This is a genomic window from Singulisphaera photorubra (assembly GCF_045290345.1).
In the GTDB taxonomy this organism is placed as follows: Bacteria; Planctomycetota; Planctomycetia; order Isosphaerales; family Isosphaeraceae; genus Singulisphaera.
Genome location: NZ_CP155447.1, coordinates 6,061,953 through 6,083,526, shown reverse-complemented (window position 1 = coordinate 6,083,526; position 21,574 = coordinate 6,061,953). Strand labels below are relative to the sequence as shown.

The 21,574-nt window shown below is 61.9% G+C and carries 15 protein-coding genes; 10 read left to right on the top strand and 5 right to left on the bottom strand.

Annotation, left to right across the window (positions count from 1 at the left end; genetic code table 11):
- Nucleotides 1-272 precede the first annotated feature (272 nt).
- From V5E97_RS22970 to V5E97_RS22955, 4 genes are all read left to right on the top strand, one after another.
- Nucleotides 273-2,015 (top strand): hypothetical protein, encoded by a 1,743-nt coding sequence (locus V5E97_RS22970; protein WP_406693873.1) that lies wholly within the window; start codon nt 273-275, stop codon nt 2,013-2,015.
- Between the two features lie 116 nt (nt 2,016-2,131).
- Nucleotides 2,132-3,892: a hypothetical protein gene (locus tag V5E97_RS22965; RefSeq protein WP_406693872.1), complete on the top strand. Its 1,761-nt coding sequence runs from the start codon at nt 2,132-2,134 to the stop codon at nt 3,890-3,892.
- Nucleotides 3,893-4,122: 230 nt separating this feature from the next.
- Nucleotides 4,123-4,896, top strand: a complete 774-nt coding sequence (locus V5E97_RS22960) for an ADP-ribosylglycohydrolase family protein (protein WP_406693871.1) — start codon at nt 4,123-4,125, stop codon at nt 4,894-4,896.
- 379 nt (nt 4,897-5,275) lie between these two features.
- Complete coding sequence (locus V5E97_RS22955) at nt 5,276-5,506, top strand: hypothetical protein (RefSeq protein ID WP_406693870.1); 231 nt, start codon at nt 5,276-5,278, stop codon at nt 5,504-5,506.
- Between the two features lie 88 nt (nt 5,507-5,594).
- On the opposite strand, the gene V5E97_RS22950 is transcribed toward V5E97_RS22955, so the two are convergent.
- Nucleotides 5,595-6,587, bottom strand: coding sequence for a DUF2382 domain-containing protein (locus V5E97_RS22950; RefSeq protein ID WP_406693869.1), 993 nt, complete (start codon nt 6,585-6,587; stop codon nt 5,595-5,597).
- Between the two features lie 395 nt (nt 6,588-6,982).
- Between V5E97_RS22950 and V5E97_RS22945 the strand changes: the two genes are divergently transcribed.
- Nucleotides 6,983-8,422: a DUF1501 domain-containing protein gene (locus V5E97_RS22945; RefSeq protein WP_406693868.1), complete on the top strand. Its 1,440-nt coding sequence runs from the start codon at nt 6,983-6,985 to the stop codon at nt 8,420-8,422.
- 30 nt (nt 8,423-8,452) lie between these two features.
- Nucleotides 8,453-10,687 carry a DUF1549 and DUF1553 domain-containing protein gene (locus V5E97_RS22940; RefSeq protein WP_406693867.1) on the top strand — a complete coding sequence of 745 codons (2,235 nt, stop codon included), beginning with the start codon at nt 8,453-8,455 and terminating at the stop codon, nt 10,685-10,687.
- Between the two features lie 63 nt (nt 10,688-10,750).
- Here the strand turns inward: V5E97_RS22940 and V5E97_RS22935 are convergent, their stop codons facing one another.
- A complete protein-coding gene (locus tag V5E97_RS22935; protein WP_406693866.1) occupies nt 10,751-11,572 on the bottom strand; it encodes an EF-hand domain-containing protein in 822 nt (273 codons plus the stop codon).
- Nucleotides 11,573-12,660: 1,088 nt separating this feature from the next.
- On the opposite strand from V5E97_RS22935, the gene V5E97_RS22930 reads away from it, so the two are divergent.
- Both V5E97_RS22930 and V5E97_RS22925 read left to right on the top strand, forming a co-directional pair.
- Nucleotides 12,661-13,845: a hypothetical protein gene (locus V5E97_RS22930; RefSeq protein WP_406693865.1), complete on the top strand. Its 1,185-nt coding sequence runs from the start codon at nt 12,661-12,663 to the stop codon at nt 13,843-13,845.
- Nucleotides 13,846-14,183: 338 nt separating this feature from the next.
- Nucleotides 14,184-15,284, top strand: a complete 1,101-nt coding sequence (locus V5E97_RS22925) for a M48 family metallopeptidase (protein ID WP_406693864.1) — start codon at nt 14,184-14,186, stop codon at nt 15,282-15,284.
- A gap of 48 nt (nt 15,285-15,332) precedes the next feature.
- On the opposite strand, the gene V5E97_RS22920 is transcribed toward V5E97_RS22925, so the two are convergent.
- The 3 genes from V5E97_RS22920 to V5E97_RS22910 form a co-directional block, all read right to left on the bottom strand.
- Nucleotides 15,333-16,472, bottom strand: coding sequence for a DmpA family aminopeptidase (locus V5E97_RS22920; RefSeq protein ID WP_406701200.1), 1,140 nt, complete (start codon nt 16,470-16,472; stop codon nt 15,333-15,335).
- Nucleotides 16,473-16,611: 139 nt separating this feature from the next.
- A complete protein-coding gene (locus tag V5E97_RS22915) occupies nt 16,612-17,811 on the bottom strand; it encodes a right-handed parallel beta-helix repeat-containing protein (protein ID WP_406693863.1) in 1,200 nt (399 codons plus the stop codon).
- 803 nt (nt 17,812-18,614) lie between these two features.
- Nucleotides 18,615-19,274 (bottom strand): UbiX family flavin prenyltransferase, encoded by a 660-nt coding sequence (locus V5E97_RS22910; RefSeq protein WP_406693862.1) that lies wholly within the window; start codon nt 19,272-19,274, stop codon nt 18,615-18,617.
- Nucleotides 19,275-19,844: 570 nt separating this feature from the next.
- Between V5E97_RS22910 and V5E97_RS22905 the strand changes: the two genes are divergently transcribed.
- Together V5E97_RS22905 and V5E97_RS22900 are read left to right on the top strand one after the other, a co-directional pair.
- A complete protein-coding gene (locus V5E97_RS22905) occupies nt 19,845-20,150 on the top strand; it encodes a hypothetical protein (RefSeq protein ID WP_406693860.1) in 306 nt (101 codons plus the stop codon).
- A 688-nt stretch (nt 20,151-20,838) separates the two neighbouring features.
- Entirely contained in the window at nt 20,839-21,363 is a 525-nt protein-coding gene (locus V5E97_RS22900) for a DUF3592 domain-containing protein (protein ID WP_406693858.1), read from the top strand.
- Nucleotides 21,364-21,574: the final 211 nt, after the last annotated feature.

Genomic DNA, 21,574 nt, shown 5'->3' with positions numbered 1-21,574 from the left:
GGACCATGGGAACGAAAAGCGGGAGGCTTCCGAGCCCTGTATCGGGTCGGTGAAAAGAAACAAACAGGGAATCAAGTTTCGGGATTTTAAGAAATGTATTTGCGTGTGATTTTATGCTCCAAGTGTCGCTTGCGGCGACAGGTGGCACTCGATAGAGTGACGCGTTCCCAAGAGGTCGACAACTCGCCCCCTCGTTTGAGTCGAATTTCCAAAGCGAGGGGGAGGGAGGAATCGATCCACTTTCCGAACCCGAAGGAGGCGAGATTCGTCCCATGTTAGCACAGTTCCTATCCATGTGGATCGTGGCCGCGACGTTGGGCCAAACTCCGGCAGAAACCGCCTTGTTAAAAGCGGTACCCGGTGATGTCGACCTGGTCATCCGGAGCCGTGGCCTCGCGCCAACCTCGACCGATTTGACGGCGATGCTCAAGGCGATGAGCCCCCAATTGGGGGCTATGGCGGAGCCGGCTCTGGGGGATCTTTTGGCCAAGTTCAAGACGCAATTCGGCGAGGGGGCGATCAAGACCGCGTGGGTGGGCCTGGTGCGGGCGGTCGCGCCCGGCCCTGACGGCGTGATCCCGTTCGCGGTCATGGTCATCCAGGATGACTACCGTGGCGTACTCAAGTCGCTCGCCAGTGGTAAGGACGTTGTTCTCAAGGCCGAGGACGGCGGATTCGACTCGTTCGACAGCCCCCACAGCAGGGGTACGTGGTACGCCGTCAAGGGGCCTGGGTTCGTGGCGTTCGGCCCTGACAAGGAGTTCATCGCCGCCATCGCCAAGCCGGGCGAGAAGTCGCTCGAGCAGGCCCTCACCCCCGCGCTCGCCAAACAATTCTTGGCCGGCGATGTCGGCCTGTACCTCAATGTTTCGAAGATTTCTGATCGTTACGCCGACCAGATCGATCAGGCCCGCCAGCAGTTCATGGGCGCCCTGGATCAGGCTGGGCAGCAGGGGCAGAACGGCGCGTCGATGGAGAGCGTCAAAGTGATCTACGGGCGTCTGTTCGACTCGATCAAGGACGCCGACGCTCTGACGTTCAACCTCGACTTCGCCGCGGAAGGATTCCAACTGGCCGGCGAGCTCGACATGAAGGCTGGGGCAGGCCCCGCGAACGCGATCGCGACGAGTGGGGCGGGAACGGCCGACTTGAGCAAGCTCGCCACCGATGCCGCGTTTTACGTTTACATGAATATGAACGCGAAGGAAGTGGCCCGGCTGCAGAGCCTGAGCCTGAGCATGGTCAGTCCCGGAGCCAAGGCGAGCCCCGAACTGGCAAAGGCCATGGAATTGTTCCACGGCCAGGGGCGGATTGAAACCCTGGGGACCGCATCGTTTGGGCACGGGATGCGTGCGTTCAATGTTGTCAACGTCTCGGACCCGAAAGGGTATATCGCGGCGAACGCGGCCATGCTTCAGGCGATGAAAAATGCGGATAGCCCCCTGAATTTCTACAAGGACGTCAAGGTTGACGCCGATGTGGAAACCCACGAGGGTATGAAGTTCACGCATGTCGTTGCGACGATTGATAGCGATAAGCTCGGCGCGGGGAATCAAGCGGGGGCCGCGAGTGTCAAAGCGATGTTCGGCGGCGACACCTTCAGCTACTGGATCGGTACCGACGGCAAGAGAGTCTTTCAAGTCACGACGCCGACCTGGGATGAGGCCAAGGCTCAGATCGATTTCTATCTCAAGGGGAATTCCGGTATCGGAACCGTACCGTCCTATCAGGCCGTCCGCTCCGCGCTCCCCGAGCAGGCCAGCCTTTTGATGATCATGAACGCGCAGGGAATCGTCCGAATGCTCGCGTCGCAATTTGGCGCAGCGCTGAATAAGCCCGAGCTGAAGGTTCCCGCGGACCTACCCAAGGAGCCGGCCCTCTTCGGTATTTCGCTGACTCCCCGGGCGCCGAAGGGCTACGAGTTCCACTTTGTGCTCCCCAGCCAGGTCGGTCCCGTCGTCGAGAAGGGGATGATTCCACTCTTTCAGGGATTGCAGGGGAAAATTGAGCGGTAGTCGTATGCTTATGTAAGTGGGTTTGTGGACTGTGGCCCCGTCAGATCGACCGCCAGGAGCCGGGTCGGTCGTCTCGACGGGGCCGCGGACAATAGGCAGGGGCCGGCGACTCGAAGATGCAAACCTGGGACGGGCTGATGAAGAACACCGTGATCACGCTCTTTCTGATGAGTCTCGGGTCGTCAGTCCGGGCGGATGAGCTCGACTTGCCGCCGCGCCTATCCTCGGCGCAGAACGGAACGGAGTTTGCCCGGTCGATCGCGGACTTACCGTTGAAAGAGCGGGAAGCAAAGATCCTGGCCGAGTTCGAGCGGGGCAACGTTCCCCGCTTCCTCCGCTCGCTCGTTCCGGTCAGCGTCACGACCGAGAAGGCCAAGGCGACGTACAAGGTCACTCCGGACTACCTTGCAATCGGTTCGGACGACGACTACTTCCTGACCCCGATGACTCCCTTCACGGCCCAGAAAATCGCGGATCGGCTGGGCTGCCTCTTGCCGACACCCAAGATGGTCGACGATATCTACGCCGCCGCGGCGATCAAGCTGAACCCATCGCCCATTCCACCCACCTCCGCGATGACCACGGTGCCGGTTTTCCTCCGCCACAACGAGACGGTCCGTGACCAGCGAAAAGGAAAGGCGCTGGGCACCTTGGTCGCCGGCCACAAGAAGGACGTCGTGATTGCGAATCGCGTCTTTGCGATGCCCGGGAACGTGGCCATCTACGGCTGGCACAAGGAGGTTGGCAGCCCGATTCAACCGCTCTACACCGGCCATATCGCGTCTTGGGTCGACTATAGCCATGGCATCCGGCTGGTGAGCCGGCGAATGACGCTCAACGGGGACTCGGCCGATGTGGGTGAGGTTCTCGCCGATCCTAGCTTGGCCTCGCTCTTGAGCCATGACGGAGTGATGAGCCGGTCTCGGTACGAATTGACCGAGTTTCCCGCAGAACCAGGGGCAAAGCCCAGGTCAAGGCCCACGTCGTTCGGGAGTGCTCCCGGGGAAACGAACGAGGAGTATCGTGTGGAGCCAGGCGTCCGGATCGTCATCAACAGGCCCGTCACGGTTTCCGAGAAGCCCGTGCTCCTGGTCTACTACGCGCTTCCCAACGGAGCCACGATCGAGCAGACGATCGGCAAGGCGGTCCAGCCGGGCGAAGACTGGCACTTCGAGATCCAGCACATCGGCGCCCAGACCCGTTTCCTCCGCGAGAAGCTCAAGGACCGAACCCTCGTCGTGGCCTACCTCGAGAACAACCTCAAAAGCTGGCCCGCCTGGCGAAAGACGCATGGAGATAAAGCGATTGCAAAAGTGCTCGACTCTGTGCAGGGTCGGTTCGACGCCGCGCGCACTCGCGTCGTGTTCAATGGCCACAGCGGTGGTGGGAGCCTCATTTTCGGCTACTTGAACGGACTTGAGGCAATTCCGGATGAGGTCGAGAGGATCGCCTTCCTGGATTCCGACTATGCTTACGAAACCGATCGGCACCGAGACAAGCTGGCGACCTGGCTCCTTGCCTCCGACTCGCACTTTCTCTGCGTGCTCGCCTACAACGACGCCGTGGCGCTCTTGAATGGTAAAACGTTCGTCAGCGCGGCGGGGGGCACCTGGGGGCGGAGCCATCTCATGCAGGCCGACCTCGAGCCTTCCTTCTCCTTTCAGAAACGGCTCACCGACGGCATGCACCGGATCAGGGCACTCGAAGGTCGGGCGAGCTTCTTCCTCAAAGAAAACCCCGAAAAAAAGATATTTCACACGGTTCAAGTCGAGCGGAACGGCTTCATCGAGAGTCTCCTCTCGGGAACCAGGCTCGACGAGGTTGGCTACTCGTACTTCGGCGACCGGGCCTACTCCCCGTTCATCAGGGCTGACTAAGCCGGAAAACCGGCTCAACCCGTCTGGGTGCAGCCCACGAATCGATTCATAAAATCGGTTCTTGATCAGTTTCAGACCGACAGGGACCGTGGGCATGAGACCCAGGTTCGTCTTGGGTGAACGATCGCCGCGACCGTCCATCGCGGGATTGCCCCTGCGTTCGTACACTGGCGCCTGACACGAAGAGCGACGACGGCCGCCGCACCTCAAGATAGGACCAGGGTAATCCCATGCTGGGCGCCATTGCGGGAGACATCATTGGCTCGATTTACGAACGCAATAACATCAAGACGACCGAGTTTCCACTGTTTCAGCCCACCTCCCACTTCACCGACGATACGGTTCTGACCGTCGCGTTGGCCGAAAGCCTTCTCCGCGGCAAGCCCTTCGTGGACCTGCTGAAGGAGTATTATCGGGCCTATCCCCATGCCGGCTACGGCGGTTCGTTTCACAAATGGGCCCAGTCCAAAGGGACCGAACCCTACAATAGTTGGGGGAACGGGTCGGCGATGCGCGTCAGTCCGGTCGGCCTGGCCTTCGGGACCCTCGACACCGTCCTTGATGAGGCCAAAAAGAGCGCCGAGGTCACGCATAATCACCCCGAAGGGATCAAAGGCGCTCAGGCGATCGCCTCGGCAGTCTTCCTGGCCCGGACGGGACAGAGCAACGAACAAATCAAGAATTACGTGGAAACCAAGTTCAGCTATCATCTCGATACGCCGCTGGATGAGATCCGTAAGACCTACGAGTTTCAGGTCTCCTGCCAGGAAAGCGTGCCGCAGGCGATTCGGGCGTTCCTGGAGTCATCCGGTTTCGAGGACGCGGTGCGGAGAGCGATCTCGATCGGGGGGGACAGCGATACGATCGCCTGCATGGCAGGCGCGATCGCCGAGGCTCGCGAAGGAGGGATCCCTGCGCCGATCCGACGCAAGATTTATGAGATCCTGGACGAACCTCTCTGCCGGACCACCAGGGAATTTGTGCGAAAGTATGGCCAGTCTTGAGCAAGGAATCTCCCGCCCCTGCGAGATCAGGCCCGAATCCTCATTCCTGATTTCGGGGAGATCGATCGCCTCTGACGAGAGCCTGGGTGATTTGGGTAAGTAGGGTTGTGGAGTGTGGGGCGGAACAGCTCCTGCGGAGCCGAAGTTTCGGGGAAATCTGCTCACTCGAGCAAGTGTCCGCCTATGCCGCTGTTTGCCTGAATGCCCCATTTTGACGAGAGTAGGATGGCCGAGGGAGGCCGCACGGCGAGCCAATCTCAGCTACCGAAACCAATTCACTTTGGTTAATATGGTTCGCCGCCCAGAGGAGCCGGGGGCAGGGAAACGACAGCGTCGACAGGAGCGTACTCGCTCCACACCGAGCCTTCGAGGATGACTGATGAAACCAGGTGAGCTTGAGTTGCATACCACCGAAGAACTGATCAATGAATTGCTTTGTCGGACGACGTTTCAAGGCGTGATCGTGCATACCAGCGACGAGGCAAAGAGCCGGAGTTGGGATGGGGAACGCGTCTTCAAGGTTCGGCTCAACGGCAACCTGGAAGTCGAAGAGGCGGGACGCTTGCTTGATGTCGTTAGCCAATACATCGCGAGGACAGCTTCGGAGTGACCGGCCGGTCCTCATGCGAATATGGGGGTGCCTGAGCACCCCCGCCGTCTGCAACCGATTTGCTTTGCCGAGCCGACCCGCGGGTCAGTCATTTTGAAGGCTTGTTCTGGTCCGTGGTCCGGACGTTGACGGCGCCCGTTTGATCAACATGCACCTCTTCCTTGCGGACCTGTCCGGAAACCTTTTCGGTATCGTGAACGACACGCTTACCGACATTGACCTCCTCGTTCACGACGGTCTGCTTTCGGACATCGACTTGCTCTTCACGGACCGGAATCCGAATCTCTTCGCCTTCGCGGATTGAGGTTGCCGTGATTCCTTCAGTTGTTGCGCGGCCCTGGACCGGGGTCCGCTCGATGACCACTTCTTCACGCTCGACCGGCACTTCGATCGTCTTGTTCTCGGTGTGCACCTCTTTGCGAACGCGCACTTCGCCCATCTCGACCGGCCGCTTCTCCGCGTGCAACCGCTCCTCTTTGACCTGGATGGTTTCGCCTTCGCGTGCACTGAATGGGCCGGAATCGGGTGAGGCGATCCCCCGGGCGTGAGTGGAGCCGGAAATCTCGCTCGCGACTGCACTTCGGGTGGTCATGTCGTACGCGCCATGCCGACGCAGGATGGCCGTGGCCTCGTCACCACGACTTTCGGCGTTGACGGTCACGATCGTTCGCCCCGCCTCGAACTCACTCTGGTAATACTGGGCCTCTTCCTCGGGAATGCCGGCTCCTACCAGAGCACCGACGAGTCCTGCCACGCCGGCTCCGACCGCGGCGTTCGAAAGAATGACGCCCAAGGTTCCGGCGGCAATTGCGGGGCCGATCACGGGAATCACTCCCGACAGGACACCGAGCCCCGCGAGCGCTCCGAGGCCCAGTCCGGACAAGATACCTGCCACGGCACCGGTTCCGGCGTACGAGCCCTCTTCGTCAGTTGTGGCTTCGACGACCCCTTCCGCGTGCCGCATGACGACACCGATCTGATCCTCTCGAAACCCGGCGCTGCGAAGTTCGCTGACGGCCGCGTCGGCTTTCTTGCGATCTTCGAAAACTCCCACGATGGTTGTACGTAGTGGCGCTTTCATGATGTGCTCCTTGTGTGATCGCGAGATGTGCTGATATTCAGTCTTACTGTCTGAATATCGCCGCTGACGGAAGACAATCCAGGAGCAAACTTGGTGCCATTTCCACCGTATCAATGCGATGGGATGTGCTTGTGCATTAGGTGGTGTTTTGCTCTCCATGGCAGACTCTCTTTACCAGACTCACCGGTAACTGCCTGGGAAACTCGGCCGTCCTGAAGTTGGAGAGACATGGAAGGGGATGGCGGGAGAATCCCGAGGTGGTGAAATTTTCGCGAGCGGTAGACCGGGCAGGTCTGCTAAAGTCGAGATCGATCGGATTGGCACGCCGGTCTGTTCCGATGCATGGCTGACCAGGCAAGAGAGCCGGCCACCTTCCCGTTTCGCCGAGGATCCTGATGGAACTCGACCTCCCTACCCCACATTTCCCCGTCGCTCATAGTCGACGTGAGTTCCTCCGCCAGGCCGGCGGAGGCTTCGGGGCTCTGGCCGCGTCGTGGTTGCTGTCCCAGGAACGGCTCCTCGGGGCCGAGCGAACGGTCGACCCATTGGCGGCCCGACCGTCCCATTTCGCCTCAAAGGCGAAGCGGGTCATTTACTTGTTCATGCACGGCGGGCCCAGCCACCTCGAGACGTTCGACCCCAAGGCTGACCTCCAACGGCTTGCCGGCCAGTCGCTTCCCGCAAGTTTCGGCATGGTCGCAACCCGTCGTAAGGTGGCGGCGAACCCGTTGCTGGCCACGAAGCGAACGTTTCGCAAGCACGGGCAGAGTGGGATCGAGGTCTCTGACTTTCTCCCGCACACGGCCCGTTGTGTCGATGACATCGCCGTGATCCGATCGTGCTGGGCGGATAGCGTCAATCATCCGCAGGCCGTCTACCAGATGAATACCGGGTCGGTCCTCATGGGCAAGCCCTGCCTGGGGAGTTGGGTTGGCTACGGCCTCGGGACCGAGAACCAGGACCTCCCCGCGTTTGTCGTCCTGCCCGACCCTGGCGGTGGGATCAAAGGGGGACCTCCTGCTTACGGTTCGGGATTCCTGCCCGCGAGTTACCAGGGCACGAACGTCCGCTCCGGGGCGAGCCCGATCCTCGACCTCCGGCCGGCCGAGGAGGCCGCCGTCGCGGGGCAGCGTCGGACGCTCGACCTCATTGGCAGGCTCAATCAGATCCACCGCGAGGGGCGTGAAGAAGACTCGGAACTCTCCGCGCGGATTCAGGCGTATGAACTCGCCTACCGCATGCAGAGCGCGGCCCCCGTTGCCGTTGATTTGACGCAAGAGTCGGCCGAGACCCAGACGCTCTACGGGCTCGATCAGCGGACCACGGCCGAGTTCGGCACGCGCTGTCTGCTGGCCAGGCGGCTCGTCGAGCGCGGAGTTCGGTTCGTCCAGCTCTACTCGGGCGATGTGGCCGGATGGGATGCCCATGAAGACGTTGAAGAAAATCATGCCCGCATGTGTGCCCGGACCGACCGGCCGGTCGCCGGGCTCTTGACTGACCTGAAGCGCCGGGGCCTCCTGGAGAGCACTCTGGTGATTTGGGGGGGAGAGTTCGGGCGGATGCCGATGTCGGAGGGGGGCAAGGGACGCGACCATAACCCGCACGGGTTCTCCGTCTGGATGGCCGGCGGCGGAATCAAAGGGGGAACGGTCCATGGTGCCACCGATGCCGTCGGACTTCGAGCCGAGGTCGATCGCGTCCATGTGCACGACCTCCACGCCACGATCCTCCATTTGCTCGGGCTCGACCACACGCAGCTCACGTTCTCTCACAATGGTCGCGACGAGCGACTCACCGATACGGCCGGCAAAGTGGTCAGCTCGATCCTGGCCTGATCGTTTTTCCCACGAACGGATCCGCATCCAATGACCTGGAATCGCTTGCGGCGACCGTCCCTCGTGCTTCTGCTCCTCACGGCGCTCGGAGGTATTGGCTTCGTGCTCCGGGCCGATGAGCCGAGCTCTTCGACCCGCGACGGTACGCCCCTGAAGGAAAAGGCGATCACGCAGGAAGATCGTGAGCATTGGGCGTTCATTCCCCCATCCCGTCCCGAGCTTCCCGAAGTCCTCGACAAACAGTGGGGCCGCAACCCGATCGATCGGTTCGTCCTCGCCCAACTCGAAGAGAATGGACTCGCGCATGCGCCTGAGGCCGATCGACCGACCTTGCTCCGCCGCGTGACGTTCGACCTGACCGGGTTGCCGCCGACTCCCGCGGAGCTTGACGCTTTTTTGGACGACCCGGCACCTCTTGCGTTCGAACGGGTGGTCGATCGCTTGCTCGCCAGCCCTCAATACGGCGAGCGCTGGGCACAGCACTGGCTCGACCTGGCCCGGTATGCGGATACCGACGGGTTTGAGTTCGACCAGGCCCGTCCCGATGCCTGGCGCTATCGCGACTGGGTCGTGGGCGCGTTGAACGCCGACATGCCGTACGACGAGTTTGTGCGCCGGCAACTTGCCGGGGACGAGATCGATCCCGACGATCCCCAGTCGTTCGTGGCGACCGGCTTCAATCGCTGCTACCCCGACATGGTGGACCTGAACGACCAGAAGCTGAGGCGGCAGAACGCACTCAATGATATCACCGAGACGACCGGCCTGGTCTTCCTCGGTTTGACCATCGGCTGCGCGCGGTGCCATGATCATAAGTTTGATCCGATCCGCCTTTCCGACTTCTACCGGCTTCAAGCCTTCTTCACTCCCGCGCGATTTCGCGACGACTACCCGGTCGCCCCCGCCAGCGTGAGGCACGAGAACGAGCGGCAGGTCGCCGCCTGGGCCGCCGATCTCGCCGCGCTCGAAGCGGCCATTCTCGCCCTGGAAATCCCGTTGCGCAAGCAGCTCTCGCTGGGTCTTCGCGCCACAGTGACAGACGAAGTGGTTTCGGCCTACCACAAGCCCGCCGCGGAGCGGACGCCCCAGGAGGTCAAGCTCCTTTTCGATACCCTGGAGAAAGACCGGCGAATCAAGTCGGAGGTCTTCGGCCTGCTCCTAGGGCCGGATCTGGCCTCGATTCGAACGCGGTTGCGTGCTCGGCTGGGCGTCGTTCAGAAATCAGCGCCGGCCGCGCTCCCCCAGGCTCGAGGGCTCGACGAGGTGGGCACGTCGGCGCCGCCGACTCATCTGCTTCGTCGTGGAGATTTCTACAACCAAGGACCGGAAATTGACCCTGGGTTTCCGGCCGTACTGGCCTCCCGCGCGTCCCAGATTCCCGTGATTCAGCCGAATGCACGCAGCACGGGTCGCCGGACCAAGCTGGCCGAATGGCTGCTCGAATCGCGGAATCCTCTGACCGGCCGCGTGATGGTCAATCGGATCTGGCAGCGCCATTTTGGCCGCGGAATCGTTGCGACCGCCAGCGACTTCGGCATGATGGGCGCTGAGCCTTCGCATCCGGAACTGCTCGACTGGCTGGCCACCGAGTTCGTCGCCCGAGGCTGGAGCCTCAAGGCCATGCACCGGCTGATGCTTACAAGTGCCACCTATCGGCAGTCGAGCCGGAACGACCCTACCGCATTTCAGGCCGACCCCGAGAACAGTCTGCTCTGGCGGCATGCTCGCCAACGGCTGGACGGCGAGGCCATCCGCGACGCACTCCTGGCGGTCTCGAATCAGTTGAACCGAGAGCTCGGAGGCCCTTGCGTCTTTCCGGAGTTGCCTGCCGAACTGACCAAGCTCAGCAGCCATGGCGCGGTCTGGCCCGTCTCGCGCAACCGCGAGGATCAGAATCGGCGGAGTCTCTACGTCTTCGTCCGCCGCAACCTCCGTTATCCCTTCTTCGAGGCGTTCGACCGCCCCGACACCAACGCAAGCTGCCCCGTGCGGAGCGTCACAACGATCGCCCCCCAAGCCCTCAGCCTGATGAACAGTAAGCTCGCACTCGACGCGGCTCGCGGGCTCGCCTCCCGGATCGCCCGCGACGCAGGCCCGAACCCAGACGCTCGGATCGGCCTGGCTTACCGGTTGGCCCTGGGCCGAACTCCTCGGCCCGAGGAAAGCGAGTTGGCTCGTCGCTTCCTCGGGCCTGAGACCAAGGAGAGTCTCACCGGGTTCTGTCTGGCTCTGCTCAACGTCAATGAGTTTGTCTATGTCGACTGAGAGCGTCTGACTACCGGGCTCCCCTTATGACTTCGCGAGTGCGTGGAAGGATCGAAAACCGCTCTACGGTTTTCGGCGATTTCGAAGCGACTTGAGCGTTTCAGTAACCTCGGCTGGGTTCAACATCTTATCCCCATCGCGATCGAATTCGATCAATCGCTTCTCCATCTCCGCTCTCGTCTCAAGGGCCCCGATGATCGTCACGATCTCGTCGAGGCTCAGTTTGCCGTCGCCGTCCTTGTCCATCAGTCGCATGGCATCGGCGGTACGCTTGCTGATCTCTTCGGGCGTGGGAGGCTTGGCGGGCGCAGACGCTTGGTTCAGATTCGGGCCCGTGGGGATGACGTCCAGGGTGAGGATCGCCATCTCATTGGTGGTTTGCTCGCCGTAGGTCACACGCTTCGGAGGATGGCTCGGGTTGGCTGTGTTGTCGGCGGAGTTGTCGAAGGTCCAGGTCCCTTCCAGCTTGGTTCCGGCCGGGAGGCTCAGTGGGGTCTGGTATTGATAATAGTTCTGCCAGTTGAAGTCCCAATCCGCGATGGAAATCACCGGCTTCTTTGTTCCGTCGGGGAGTGTCGCGGTCACCTTCACGGAGCGGCCGATCAGGTGCATGTGCGGGAAGACGCCGTAGAGATCGACCGGGCCAGGGAGGGTTCTCGACGCGTTGACCACATAGTTCGCATCGCCGGCCGGGATGTCGATTTGGCTATTGTTCAAGAGGACGAGCTTGAGCCGTCCGCGCGGTTTCTGGTCAGTGAAGTAGAACCCGATGGAGGATTGCTCGGTCTCCGGCTTGCCGCTGGGGTGGAGATGGAGTTGGAGGACGAGGTCGGACTGGCTGGGGAACTCCGCGGCGAAGCCGTCCGGGAGAGGGCGGGGCTCCATGCCGGGGGTCCAGAAGGCGAGCTGCCCAGGAGCAACTGACCTGGAGGAGCCAGGCCGCTGCCGAAACTCTTGCCGTCACCCTCGGCCAGCTTGGCCTTCGCGACCCGCTCGGGAAGGGTGGTCAGGACGGCGTGGTGCACGATCCGCCGATTTCCGGGCCGGTACTCGACCGCCTTGAGATACTTTCCGTCCGGCACCTTGAGCGGGATGACGAAACAGCGGTAGAGGTCGGGCCCTTCGGCCGCGAGCGCGTAGGGCTCGGGCATCTTGATGACCATGTCCGGTTCGCCGAACTTCCAACCTGCCACGAACTTGGGCGCTGGGGGAAGGTCGGTGGGGGACCCTTCGGGAGTTCCTTCATCGATCCAGCGGTTGAAGGTTGCGATCTGCTGATCGGTCAGGCGGCGGTCGTCGGCGAAATGGCCGAAGCCCGGCTCCGCCTTCCAGGGCGGCATCACACGCTCCTCGATCACGGAACGGACCAGCTTCGCCCGCTTGCTCATGTCGCGGTAGCTCAGCAAGGAGAAGGGGGCCACCTCTCCCGGACGATGGCAGGTGGAGCAGTGCTGGAACATCAGAGGCGCGATATCTTTGTTGAATGTCACCAATCCCGTCTTTGTTTCGGACGCGGCCTCGTTGGTTCCTCCCATGGCCCAGCGCCCGCTTGAAAACAACAGAAGACACGCTAAAGAAAGCAAGGCCGACTGGGTGGGCCTTTGTTTTTGCATTATCATGAGCGTGTTTGCCCTCAATCGTTGACCAGGTCGAAGCCTTTTGTCTTTTTTTCAAGCTGTACACGATACCCAGCTCGTACTACTCATGTTTCCGATTCTGTTCTCGTGGGGTAAGTCACTTCCACTTTCTGATCGCACGGCCGTTTGGGAACGGGCCTCGGCGAGCCGCCCCTTGGGCTCCCAAAACAGAGATCTCGCCCGTTCGATGTCACCACGGCAGCCCGCCGGAGTGACGGGTGATGTCGAATTGTAAGACGCTTTGCGGCCGCTGGCCTAGGATATGCAAGTACATCAGACGGAGTGTGATCGATTGGGCTGTTTGACGAGAGAGTTTGCAACGTCGGAGTGATCGTTATGACCGTTACTCGATGGGGTTGGGTGGTCTCGGCCGTGTTGCTTGGTTCGGGAGTTGGCCTGGTCACTTCGGAAGCGAGGGCTCAGGCGAAACCGGAGGAACCGCCGGCGCTCGAGGGGCCTCTGGTGGGTGAGCCATCGCCTCTGCCTCCGGCCGCGGATTCTCTCGGGGTTCAGGCCGGCGAACTCGAACCGGCGAACGCCCCACTGCACGATGTGTTGAGACTTTCGGAGACGCGGCCCAAGCACGAGAGGGCCCCGAAGTCGCCCCCTCCTCCGGTGGCTGAGCGCGCCTCGACTGATCGGCCCGCGCCGTCGGCACGATGGTTCGGAGGCTACTGGTCATGGGATCCCGGCCGTGATGACTTTGTCTGGGTCTCGGGCGCATGGCGCGTTCCTCCCGCCAATTCGATCTGGGTCGAGAGCCGCTGGATGCGCGACGCCGAGGGGTGGTATCGCGTTCCTGGATTCTGGAACCCGCGCCAGGCCCGAACGGATCGGGATGCCGCACCTGCCACGGCCACGGTCACGGAGACCACTCCCGCCTCTCCTGACGCGAACACGGCAGGATGGCGCCTCAGCGGTCCCCCCGCCGATCGGCCGGCGGAGTCGCCCGGCCCCGCGCCCGGTCCGGACTATTTCTACATTCCCGGCCAGTACATCCCCGATGGTGACCGGGCGACCTGGAAAAGTGGCTTCTGGGCGCAAGTCCAGCCCGGTTGGGACTGGGTCCCGGCTCGCTGGGCCCGTCAGGCCGACGGCTGGCACTATCGCGGTGGCTACTGGACCCGTGATACGGGACCGGGCCTGACCGACACTCGCCGCCACTCCGTGGCTCGTCCCACTGACTTTCCGCCCGCCATCATCGAATCGGAACCGGCAACCGATCCCAAGACCGGTCTTGATGACCTTCCTGACTCGGCTCCCAATACGGACGGTGGCCCCGACGTGATCACCGAGGCGGAGCTAGAGCCTGGGAGTCGTGTTTTGATGCCCCCCCCGATTGTGATCGTGCCTCGACGAGGGCGCTTTGCTCCGGTCGGCCCTCCGGTCGTCGTCGATCGCTATCGAGTTCCCTATCGCATGATTCGACCTCCGAGTCCGCTCTATGGGCCGTCGGGCGTCGTCGTTCCTGAAGTGACGCCGCCGTTCGTTCGGCGCCTCCTGAATCGGGTCTTGCCTTGATCTGAACAAGGCAAGTGGATCTGTTGATGATTTCGCTCGCGACGATGAGGATGATGGTCGGGTGGGCGAGATCCAAGAGCGCGAAATGTAACGTGGCGACAGTCTCGATTTCATTGCGATTTCATGGGAATAACCCACCCGTTTTGATATCTTCGATCGACCAGGCTCACTTATTGCGTCGGCCCGCCCTCACTGCCGGGCCGTTTTCGAACGGCTCGGCGCATGACGGCGAGGGAGATGGCTTTGATGACTTTGTTGATCGTGCCGATTGCCTTGCTCTTGGGACTGGCGTCGTTCGGCTTCGGTGGGTCGTCACCTGGCTCGCGGTGACAATCGCCTTGAGACAGATCCGTCATGCGGACGATGAACCCTGGTTCGAGCGGGCCAGGCTCGCTTATCCTGCGCGTCAGATCGTGGTTTCGAACGCCACTTTGTTGCCGATCTGCTTCGGCGGTCTGATCTTCGTCTTCCTGACACGCACTCAACTCCACTCCGGAGCGTCGATCTCCGGGGCCACTGTCGGTTTCGCGGCGTCGCTCGGGGTTCTGGTCGTTGGGGCGCGACTCGAGCGGCGGTTGTGTCGGCCGAGCCGCCAGCCAGGTGCCCCGGGAATGGCCCTCCTCTGGATTTTTGTCGCCCCAAGCCTTTTCGTGCTCGCGGTCTTGATCGCCCTCATTCCGACGCGGATCGGATGGCCCGCCGCGGCTGTGCTGGCCTTGGGGACGGCCATCGCGACGTTCTTCGTCTCCGGAGCATGGTTGATCCCGCTCGTTCGGCTCGGCCTGGTTGTTCCAGCCTCGCCGCGCTTGCTGGAGATTGTCGAGCGAGCCGTTGATCGGGTCGGCGTTCGTCCCCGAGCGGTCATTGAGCTTCACTCGCCGAACTCCATGGCGCTTGCCTTGCCCGTGACCAAACAGCTTGTGTTCACCAGCCCGATTCTCGATGCACTGAATGATGAGGAACTGGTGGCCATCGCCGTGCACGAGTTGGGACATCTCAATGAACCGCGAATCGTGTACATGACCCGGGTGGCCGGGGCTTATCTCTCGGTCGTCGCCGTGGCGGCGATCCCTCTTTGGGGTTCTTACGGCATCGAAGTGGCGATGGTCCCGTTGGCGGTCTATTCCCTGGGCTGGATTCTGCTCGGACGATTCGGGCGACGCATGGAGGAACGCTCGGACCGGCTTGGTCATGTCCACGAGGGGGAGATCGCAGGCACCTATGCTCGCGCTCTCGAAAAGCTGTACGAAGCGAACTTGATGCCGGTGGTCGGGCCTTCGAAAGAGGTGCATCCGCATCTGTATGATCGGATGCTGGCCTCGGGAGTGACACCTGACTACCCCAGGCCCGAGCCCCCTCGTCGGGAGCCCGTGGCCAGATTCACAGCCCTCGTCTTATTGGTCCTCATCGGTGTGTTCGTGGGCTTCATGATTGGGTGAGCCTGGAGCGCGATGGCGCCCGGTGGGAAATCCGTCTGAGCGCGACCCTCAGGGCGTTGTCCCATATTTCTTGAGGATGGCTCGGAGCCGATCGATCGGGATGGCTTCAGCCGTTCGCCCGCGACGACTGACGGTGGTCGCCTGGAGGAGCGAGTTGTCGATCGCCTCTTCGGTGGCTTCGAGGGCCGCCTGAAAGAGTGGGGAGAGAGCGTCGGGGGGGAGGAGGGTTCGCGTCCGCGGCTTCATGTCACCGTGTTGTGAGCGAACCTCGGGTGAGGTTGAGAACGCGATGGCGAAGTCGCCGCTGGAGTTTGCGTAGGACGCCCCTGTGCGTCCCATGCCGTAGATCGCCCTCGCCGCGAGCCTGCGCAGGTCACGAGCGTCGAGCGGGGCGTCGGTGGCCACGACGATCATGCAGGAGCCGTCATCCCGTCCTTGAGACTCGTTCCGCGGCGGCGCGAACGAGTAGCGGCCCAGTTCCTTACCGACCGGAGCGCCTGCGATGGTGAGCACGCCTCCGTAGTTCGTCTGCACGAGCACGCCCAAGGTGTGGCCGCCATAACGCGCGGGAAGCGTTCTTGAGGCGGTTCCGATTCCTCCTTTCCAGCCGAAGCACTGGGTGCCGGTCCCCGCTCCGACGCTCCCTTCGGCCACCGGCCCTTCCTTCGCGTCGCGGATCGCCGCGAGCACATGGGCTCGCGTCACCGGCATCCGGCGGATGTCGTTCAACTCCGCGTCGTTGGTCTCGCCCACCACGGCGTTGACCGAGCGGACCTCCTCGTTGCCGGGCTGGGCCAACGTATGAGCCACGACTGCTTCGACCGCGGTGCCGACCGCCAAGGTGTTGGTCAGGACGATCGGCGTCTCGATCGTGCCGAGTTCCTCGACCTGGGTCGAGCCGGCAAGTTTGCCGAATGCGTTGCCCACGAACACGCCGCCAGCGACTTTTTCCCGAAACAGGTTGCCGCCATGCGGCAGAATCGCCGTCACCCCCGTGTGGATCTCGTCCCCCTCAATAATCGTCGTATGACCCACCTTCAGGCCGGCCACGTCGGTGATCGCATTGAGAGGACCAGGCGGGAAAACCCCGGGCGCAATCCCGAGTTCTCTGGCTCGCGGCCGGCGCTCGTTCTCGTCCGCGGCACTCGCGAGACTCGCGACGACCAAGGTTAATATTAACGTGTGCATGATCGATGAAAACAACAGGCACCTCAATCGCGGTAAGGACCAGGTCGCATTGGATGGTTTCAGGCGAGCGGAGCGGGCGAGTTCCCTGCTTTCCTCGTTGTCCCTGTCATTTGGCCGAATCCAGTCGGGGCCGCGGTTTTCACGGGTTGCTCTTCACCGCGCTTTTCGAGTCGGCCCGCACTCCGAACTGAGCGAGGCGGCTTTCCGGTCGGAGCCGCAAATCCCCATTCGCGGCGTCGTGGAACTGGGGATCCGTGCCATAGATTCCATCGACCTCTTCGAGCGTGAGTTTCGGTCGGCTCCGCGCGGGGGCGTCGAGGGAGTACCAGGCGTTGCGAGCCATCACGAACGTCTCCGGCGAGGTATTCGGACCGATGTTCACCGGATCCCCCATCTCCGCCGACCGGTAAGTGATGATGTTGTCGGTAAACCGGCCGCCACGTGAGGCCACAAAGCCAGGCTCTTTGTTTTCTTGGAGAATGCGAAACGCCCAGCGACTGGGACAGTAGATCGTATTGTGCCGTACCAAGGCACCATCTACCCCCACAAAGGCGATCGGTGTCTGCGACCCGAGGAAAGTGCAGTCTTCAACCGTGATATCCTTGGCTTCATAACCAGGCGCCTTGGGGCGGAAGTAGGCCAGGCCCGTGCTGCCGCCGACGTTGACCGCCCGGCTTCCCGCGTGCTCGAATCGCGAGCGCTGCACCAGGATGTCGCGGCTCCCTCCCTTGGCCTGAACTCCATTGGCCTCGAGGTTCCCTTCGTATCGGAAGGTGCAATCGACGATTTTGCCTCGATGACAGCCCACCATGTCGATGCCCGACCCGCCGCTCCCCCAACGCTCGATGGTGCAATTCTCGACCAGAAAGTCATCGACCCCCGAGAGCTTGATGCCGTCTCGATTCCCCTTGGGGCCGATCTCGCGGACGACCAATCCGTGGAGGACCAGATGGTGAGCGGGATGATCGAGTGAGCCCCCATCGTCGATGCTCAACCCGTTACCCGTGCTCTTGGTGATCACGAGTTGGCGGATCTCCACATAGGCAGGGCTGGAAAGATGTAATGCGACGGTCCCCCCATCGATGACGGGAGGATGCTCCGGGTCGGCCGCCGTGAGCACGATCGGATTCCCTGGTTCCCCCTGGAGCGTTCGGGAGAAAAGGCCCCCTGCATACGTCCCGGCCGCAATCCGGATCGTCGTGCCCGGCTTCGCCTCAGCCAGTGCCTCGCGAAGCTCGGTCGTGTTGGTGGCCAAAACGGTTCGCCCGCCCGCTACTTGGGCCTGCGCGGGGAGATACCCAGAAACGACAATGGCTATTGTGATCAACAACGGCTTCATGGACGTTAAGACTCCAGGTGTTTTCAAGTAATCGCGTGGATTGTTAGGTGAGGTCATAACATGCCGGATTTGCTTGGAATTCAAGCGAAAACGAGGAGTTTGTAGCCACTTTGCCGTTTTTTTTTACCCGAATCCATCAACCCGGCACCCCACGGTCGATACGCATCAATGTGTGGCTTGGGTCGACTTGCGCGATGAGGCTCGGCCCGGTTTCTTTCTATTGCATGCGACGTTTACTCATCGCCCTTAACCCTGGTTCACGCGGAGGCGCGGAGAGGGGAGGGAGGTTGTTGACTTTTGATCAATGTGTCCACAGTTGCTAATGCAGTCTCGTCAAGTTTCATCAATTCTCCTTCCTCCGTGTTCTCCGCGTCTCCGCGTGAGCCATCCCGAGAAAGCTCATGCGCCACCTCCGGCTTAACCCTGATTCACGCGGAGGCGCGGAGAGGGGAGGAGGTTGTTGATTTTTGATCAACGTGTCCACAGTTGCTAATGCAGTCTCGTCAAGTTTCATCAATTCTCCTTCCTCCGTGTTCTCCGCGTCTCCGCGTGAGTCATCCCGAGAAAGCTCATGCGCCACCTCCGGCTTAACCCCAATACCGTTGGAATAGACGCAAGTCACAGCATCCTGTTACTTTGGGTTTGCTGAGAACCGAAGCAACAAGGAGGCTACGACTCGCATACGGGCCACCGTCGTGAGTTGCTACCTGATGTGGCTCGCGATCTTCGCCCTCGCCTCGCCTCACCTCGGTCGACTCGAACGCGATGAGCGCCTTCGCCCGACGAGTTCCGTTCGACCTGAATCATTTCCCTTCGGCGGGCGGCCCGGCGTCTGCCGACCCTTCGCCCGACGTCTCTCCCCAGCGCCGCGTCGTGGGGGTATCGAGATCGAACAAATCCAGGACGCGGGCGACCGTATGATGGACCATCTCGTCGAGCGACTGCGGTCGATTGTAGAACGCGGGAACGGGCGGTGCGATGATTCCGCCGGCCTCGGTCACGGCGAGCATGCTCTTCAAGTGCCCGGCGTGGAGCGGCGTCTCGCGAACCATGAGGACGAGCCGCCGCCGTTCCTTCAGACAGACGTCTGCCGCCCTCGTGAGCAGGGTGCCCGTCACGCCCGTCGCGATTTCGCTGAGCGTGCGGATGGAGCAAGGCGCGACGACCATCCCCATGGTTCGAAACGAACCGCTGGAGATCGCCGCCCCCACGTCGGACGCCCGGTACGAGACGTCGGCCAACTTCCGCAGATCGGCGGCCGAGTGAGCCGTTTCGTAGGCGCGGGTCAATTCGCCGGCCCTGCTCACCACAAGGTGCGATTCGACGTCGAGTTCGCGGAGGATCTGCAGTAACCGAACGCCGTAGACGATCCCAGTCGCTCCGCTGATACCCACGATGAGCCGACGGCGGGGGAGGGAGGGGTCGCCTCGCTGCCCGGGAGACCAGGAACGGTTCTCGAACATCTTAGTCCTTGGAATATCGATTCCCGTGATCCCGGCCAGGCTCCGTTGCGAGACGTGTCCTGCTTCAGCCGGAAAGGGAGGAATGCCCCACTCGAGTGAGACGACGAACCGCCAGGAGCCTCATCCTGCGAACGGCCCGAGGAACGAAACGCTTGTCGAGAAACTCCGCATCCTTCGGAGTCACCCGAATCGATCGCGAACCCGCCTCCGGACTCTGCGACGAGCTCCCACGCCATCCCACCCAAAAAGTCTATCCCAGGTAGAAGCCGTTCTTCAAGAACGGACACGCCCCCTTTGAAATCTAAGAACGGGACCGCGAAGCGATCGGCTCATGAGGGATTCCAGGGTGGAGACATCCGTAAACCGCTACTGGGCGATGGGCTGCCAAAAAAACAGTGCAGGGCGTTTTTGGATTTGAGCCTTTTGAGGATGCTGGGCAGCGATCTTCAGCGGTCGGCCTGTTGCGGCGCTGACTGAATCGTGGGATCATGAATTGATGTTCGGGGGCGATGGGCGGGTAAAGCTCGCCCGTTGGCCGTTGAATTGATGGCCAGGCGGAGGTGGAGGAGCATGGATCCTCGGACTGTTGGATTGATCGGTGGTGTGGGCGGTACGGTGATCGGCGTGCTGGGCGGCGTCGTTGGGACCTATTTCAGCATCAGGAACGCTGCGGGGCCCCGCGAGCGTGCCTTCATGATCAGGATGTCGGCATTGGTCTGGATCGCCGTGACCGCGTTCCTGGCCGCCCTCTGGCTGACCCCCCAACTCTACCGGCCCTTGCTCTGGCTGCCATACGCGCTCCTGCTCCCGCTGGGCATCCGCGTCGGCAATCGTCGGCAGGAGCGGATTCGCCGCGAGGAGATGCCTTGCGACTGACCATGTGCGGCAGCGACACTCACCATGGCCCTGACTGGGTTCTTGTTGAGCGGGGAAGGTCATCCGCCCTGCATGAGCTAGTGGGTCATTTGGTTTGCCTGCAGCCATAATATCCCTTCAGTTGCTGCTTCTGCTGTAACCGAGGGAAAAAGAGGGACCTAGAACATATTCCGTTTGCGGTTATATTTCGCGATGGCGTTGTTAATGCGCTATGTCCCCCCCCCCTTTTTTCCCCGCGAGTGTGGCTTCGAGCGGACTGGGAAACCTTCATCGCTACGGGCAAGTGGCCGGCCGCATCATGGAAATACACTGTAGCACGGCGGTAAACAGCCGATTGCCTGCGAGCGTTTGACGGCCTTACGGCGGAAGAGCAAGGCACTTTAGTCTACGAGCGGCTCAACGGGCGAGCCTGAGGCTACACGCTCTGTGAGGCCATCCACTTGCTTGGGTGGCATCCCACGTCATCCGGTTCCCCTGGCTCATCCCTGGCCTGGATCGTCCGTCCAAGTATATTCGCCTTCCTGATGTTCAGCCTCGTAAACCTCGTCGTCATGGCACGACTGGCTCGGAGACCGGCGGCGAACCGCTCGTGGATGCTGGTCGGCCCACCTAAGCCTACGCCTTCGTATGAACCGGGCGAGGGAGATTCGAGAGAGGAATGAACGTGCCAGGTCGCGAGGATTCACGCATGAACCGCCTGGGCCGACCCCACCATCTCCTCATGGCGTTCTTCGCCACGATCGGGTTCGTCGTGCTCGGCATGGCGGCTTGGAGCACGTACCTCTCCATGCTACCCAAGGGATGGCCAACCGCCCGAGGCACCATGATCGAACTGGCGATGAAGCGGCATCAGCCAGGCACAGAACGGGGCAACTTCTATCGCGTCACGGCTCGGTACACGTACGCGGTGGAGGGCAAGCGATACGAGGGGACGCGGATCGCCTTCGGGTACATGATGAGCGGCGATCGCGACGAGCACGCCGGCATCTATCGCAGGCTCAAGGCGTCGAGGGAGGTTTCTGTCCGATATGATCCCTCGAACCCGACCCGATCGTGCCTCATCTACGGGGTCCACGGCTCAATCCGCGATCTGTACGCATTCTCGGCGGTCTGGCTGACGGCCGTGTCGGGCTTCGCGTGGTTGTTTCAGGTGGCGGCCCGGCGCGGGGCGATCGTGCGACCTGGCCGGCGGATCTCCAAGCGGGAAGGATGAAATGAGAAGTCGTTAGCGTGATGCTGGCTGTGCTCATTCTCATCTTCGGCTACTGCGGGATGGTTCGCCCGTCGTTGTGGTCGAGGCGAGACAAGCGGGGCGGCAGAAGAGGAAGAGGTGGGCCCCCCCGCGCATAGAAAAGCCCCTCCGGCCCGCGATGAAGCTGAGCGATGGGGCTTTGATTATGGCGTCCGGCGTGAGGCTAGACGGC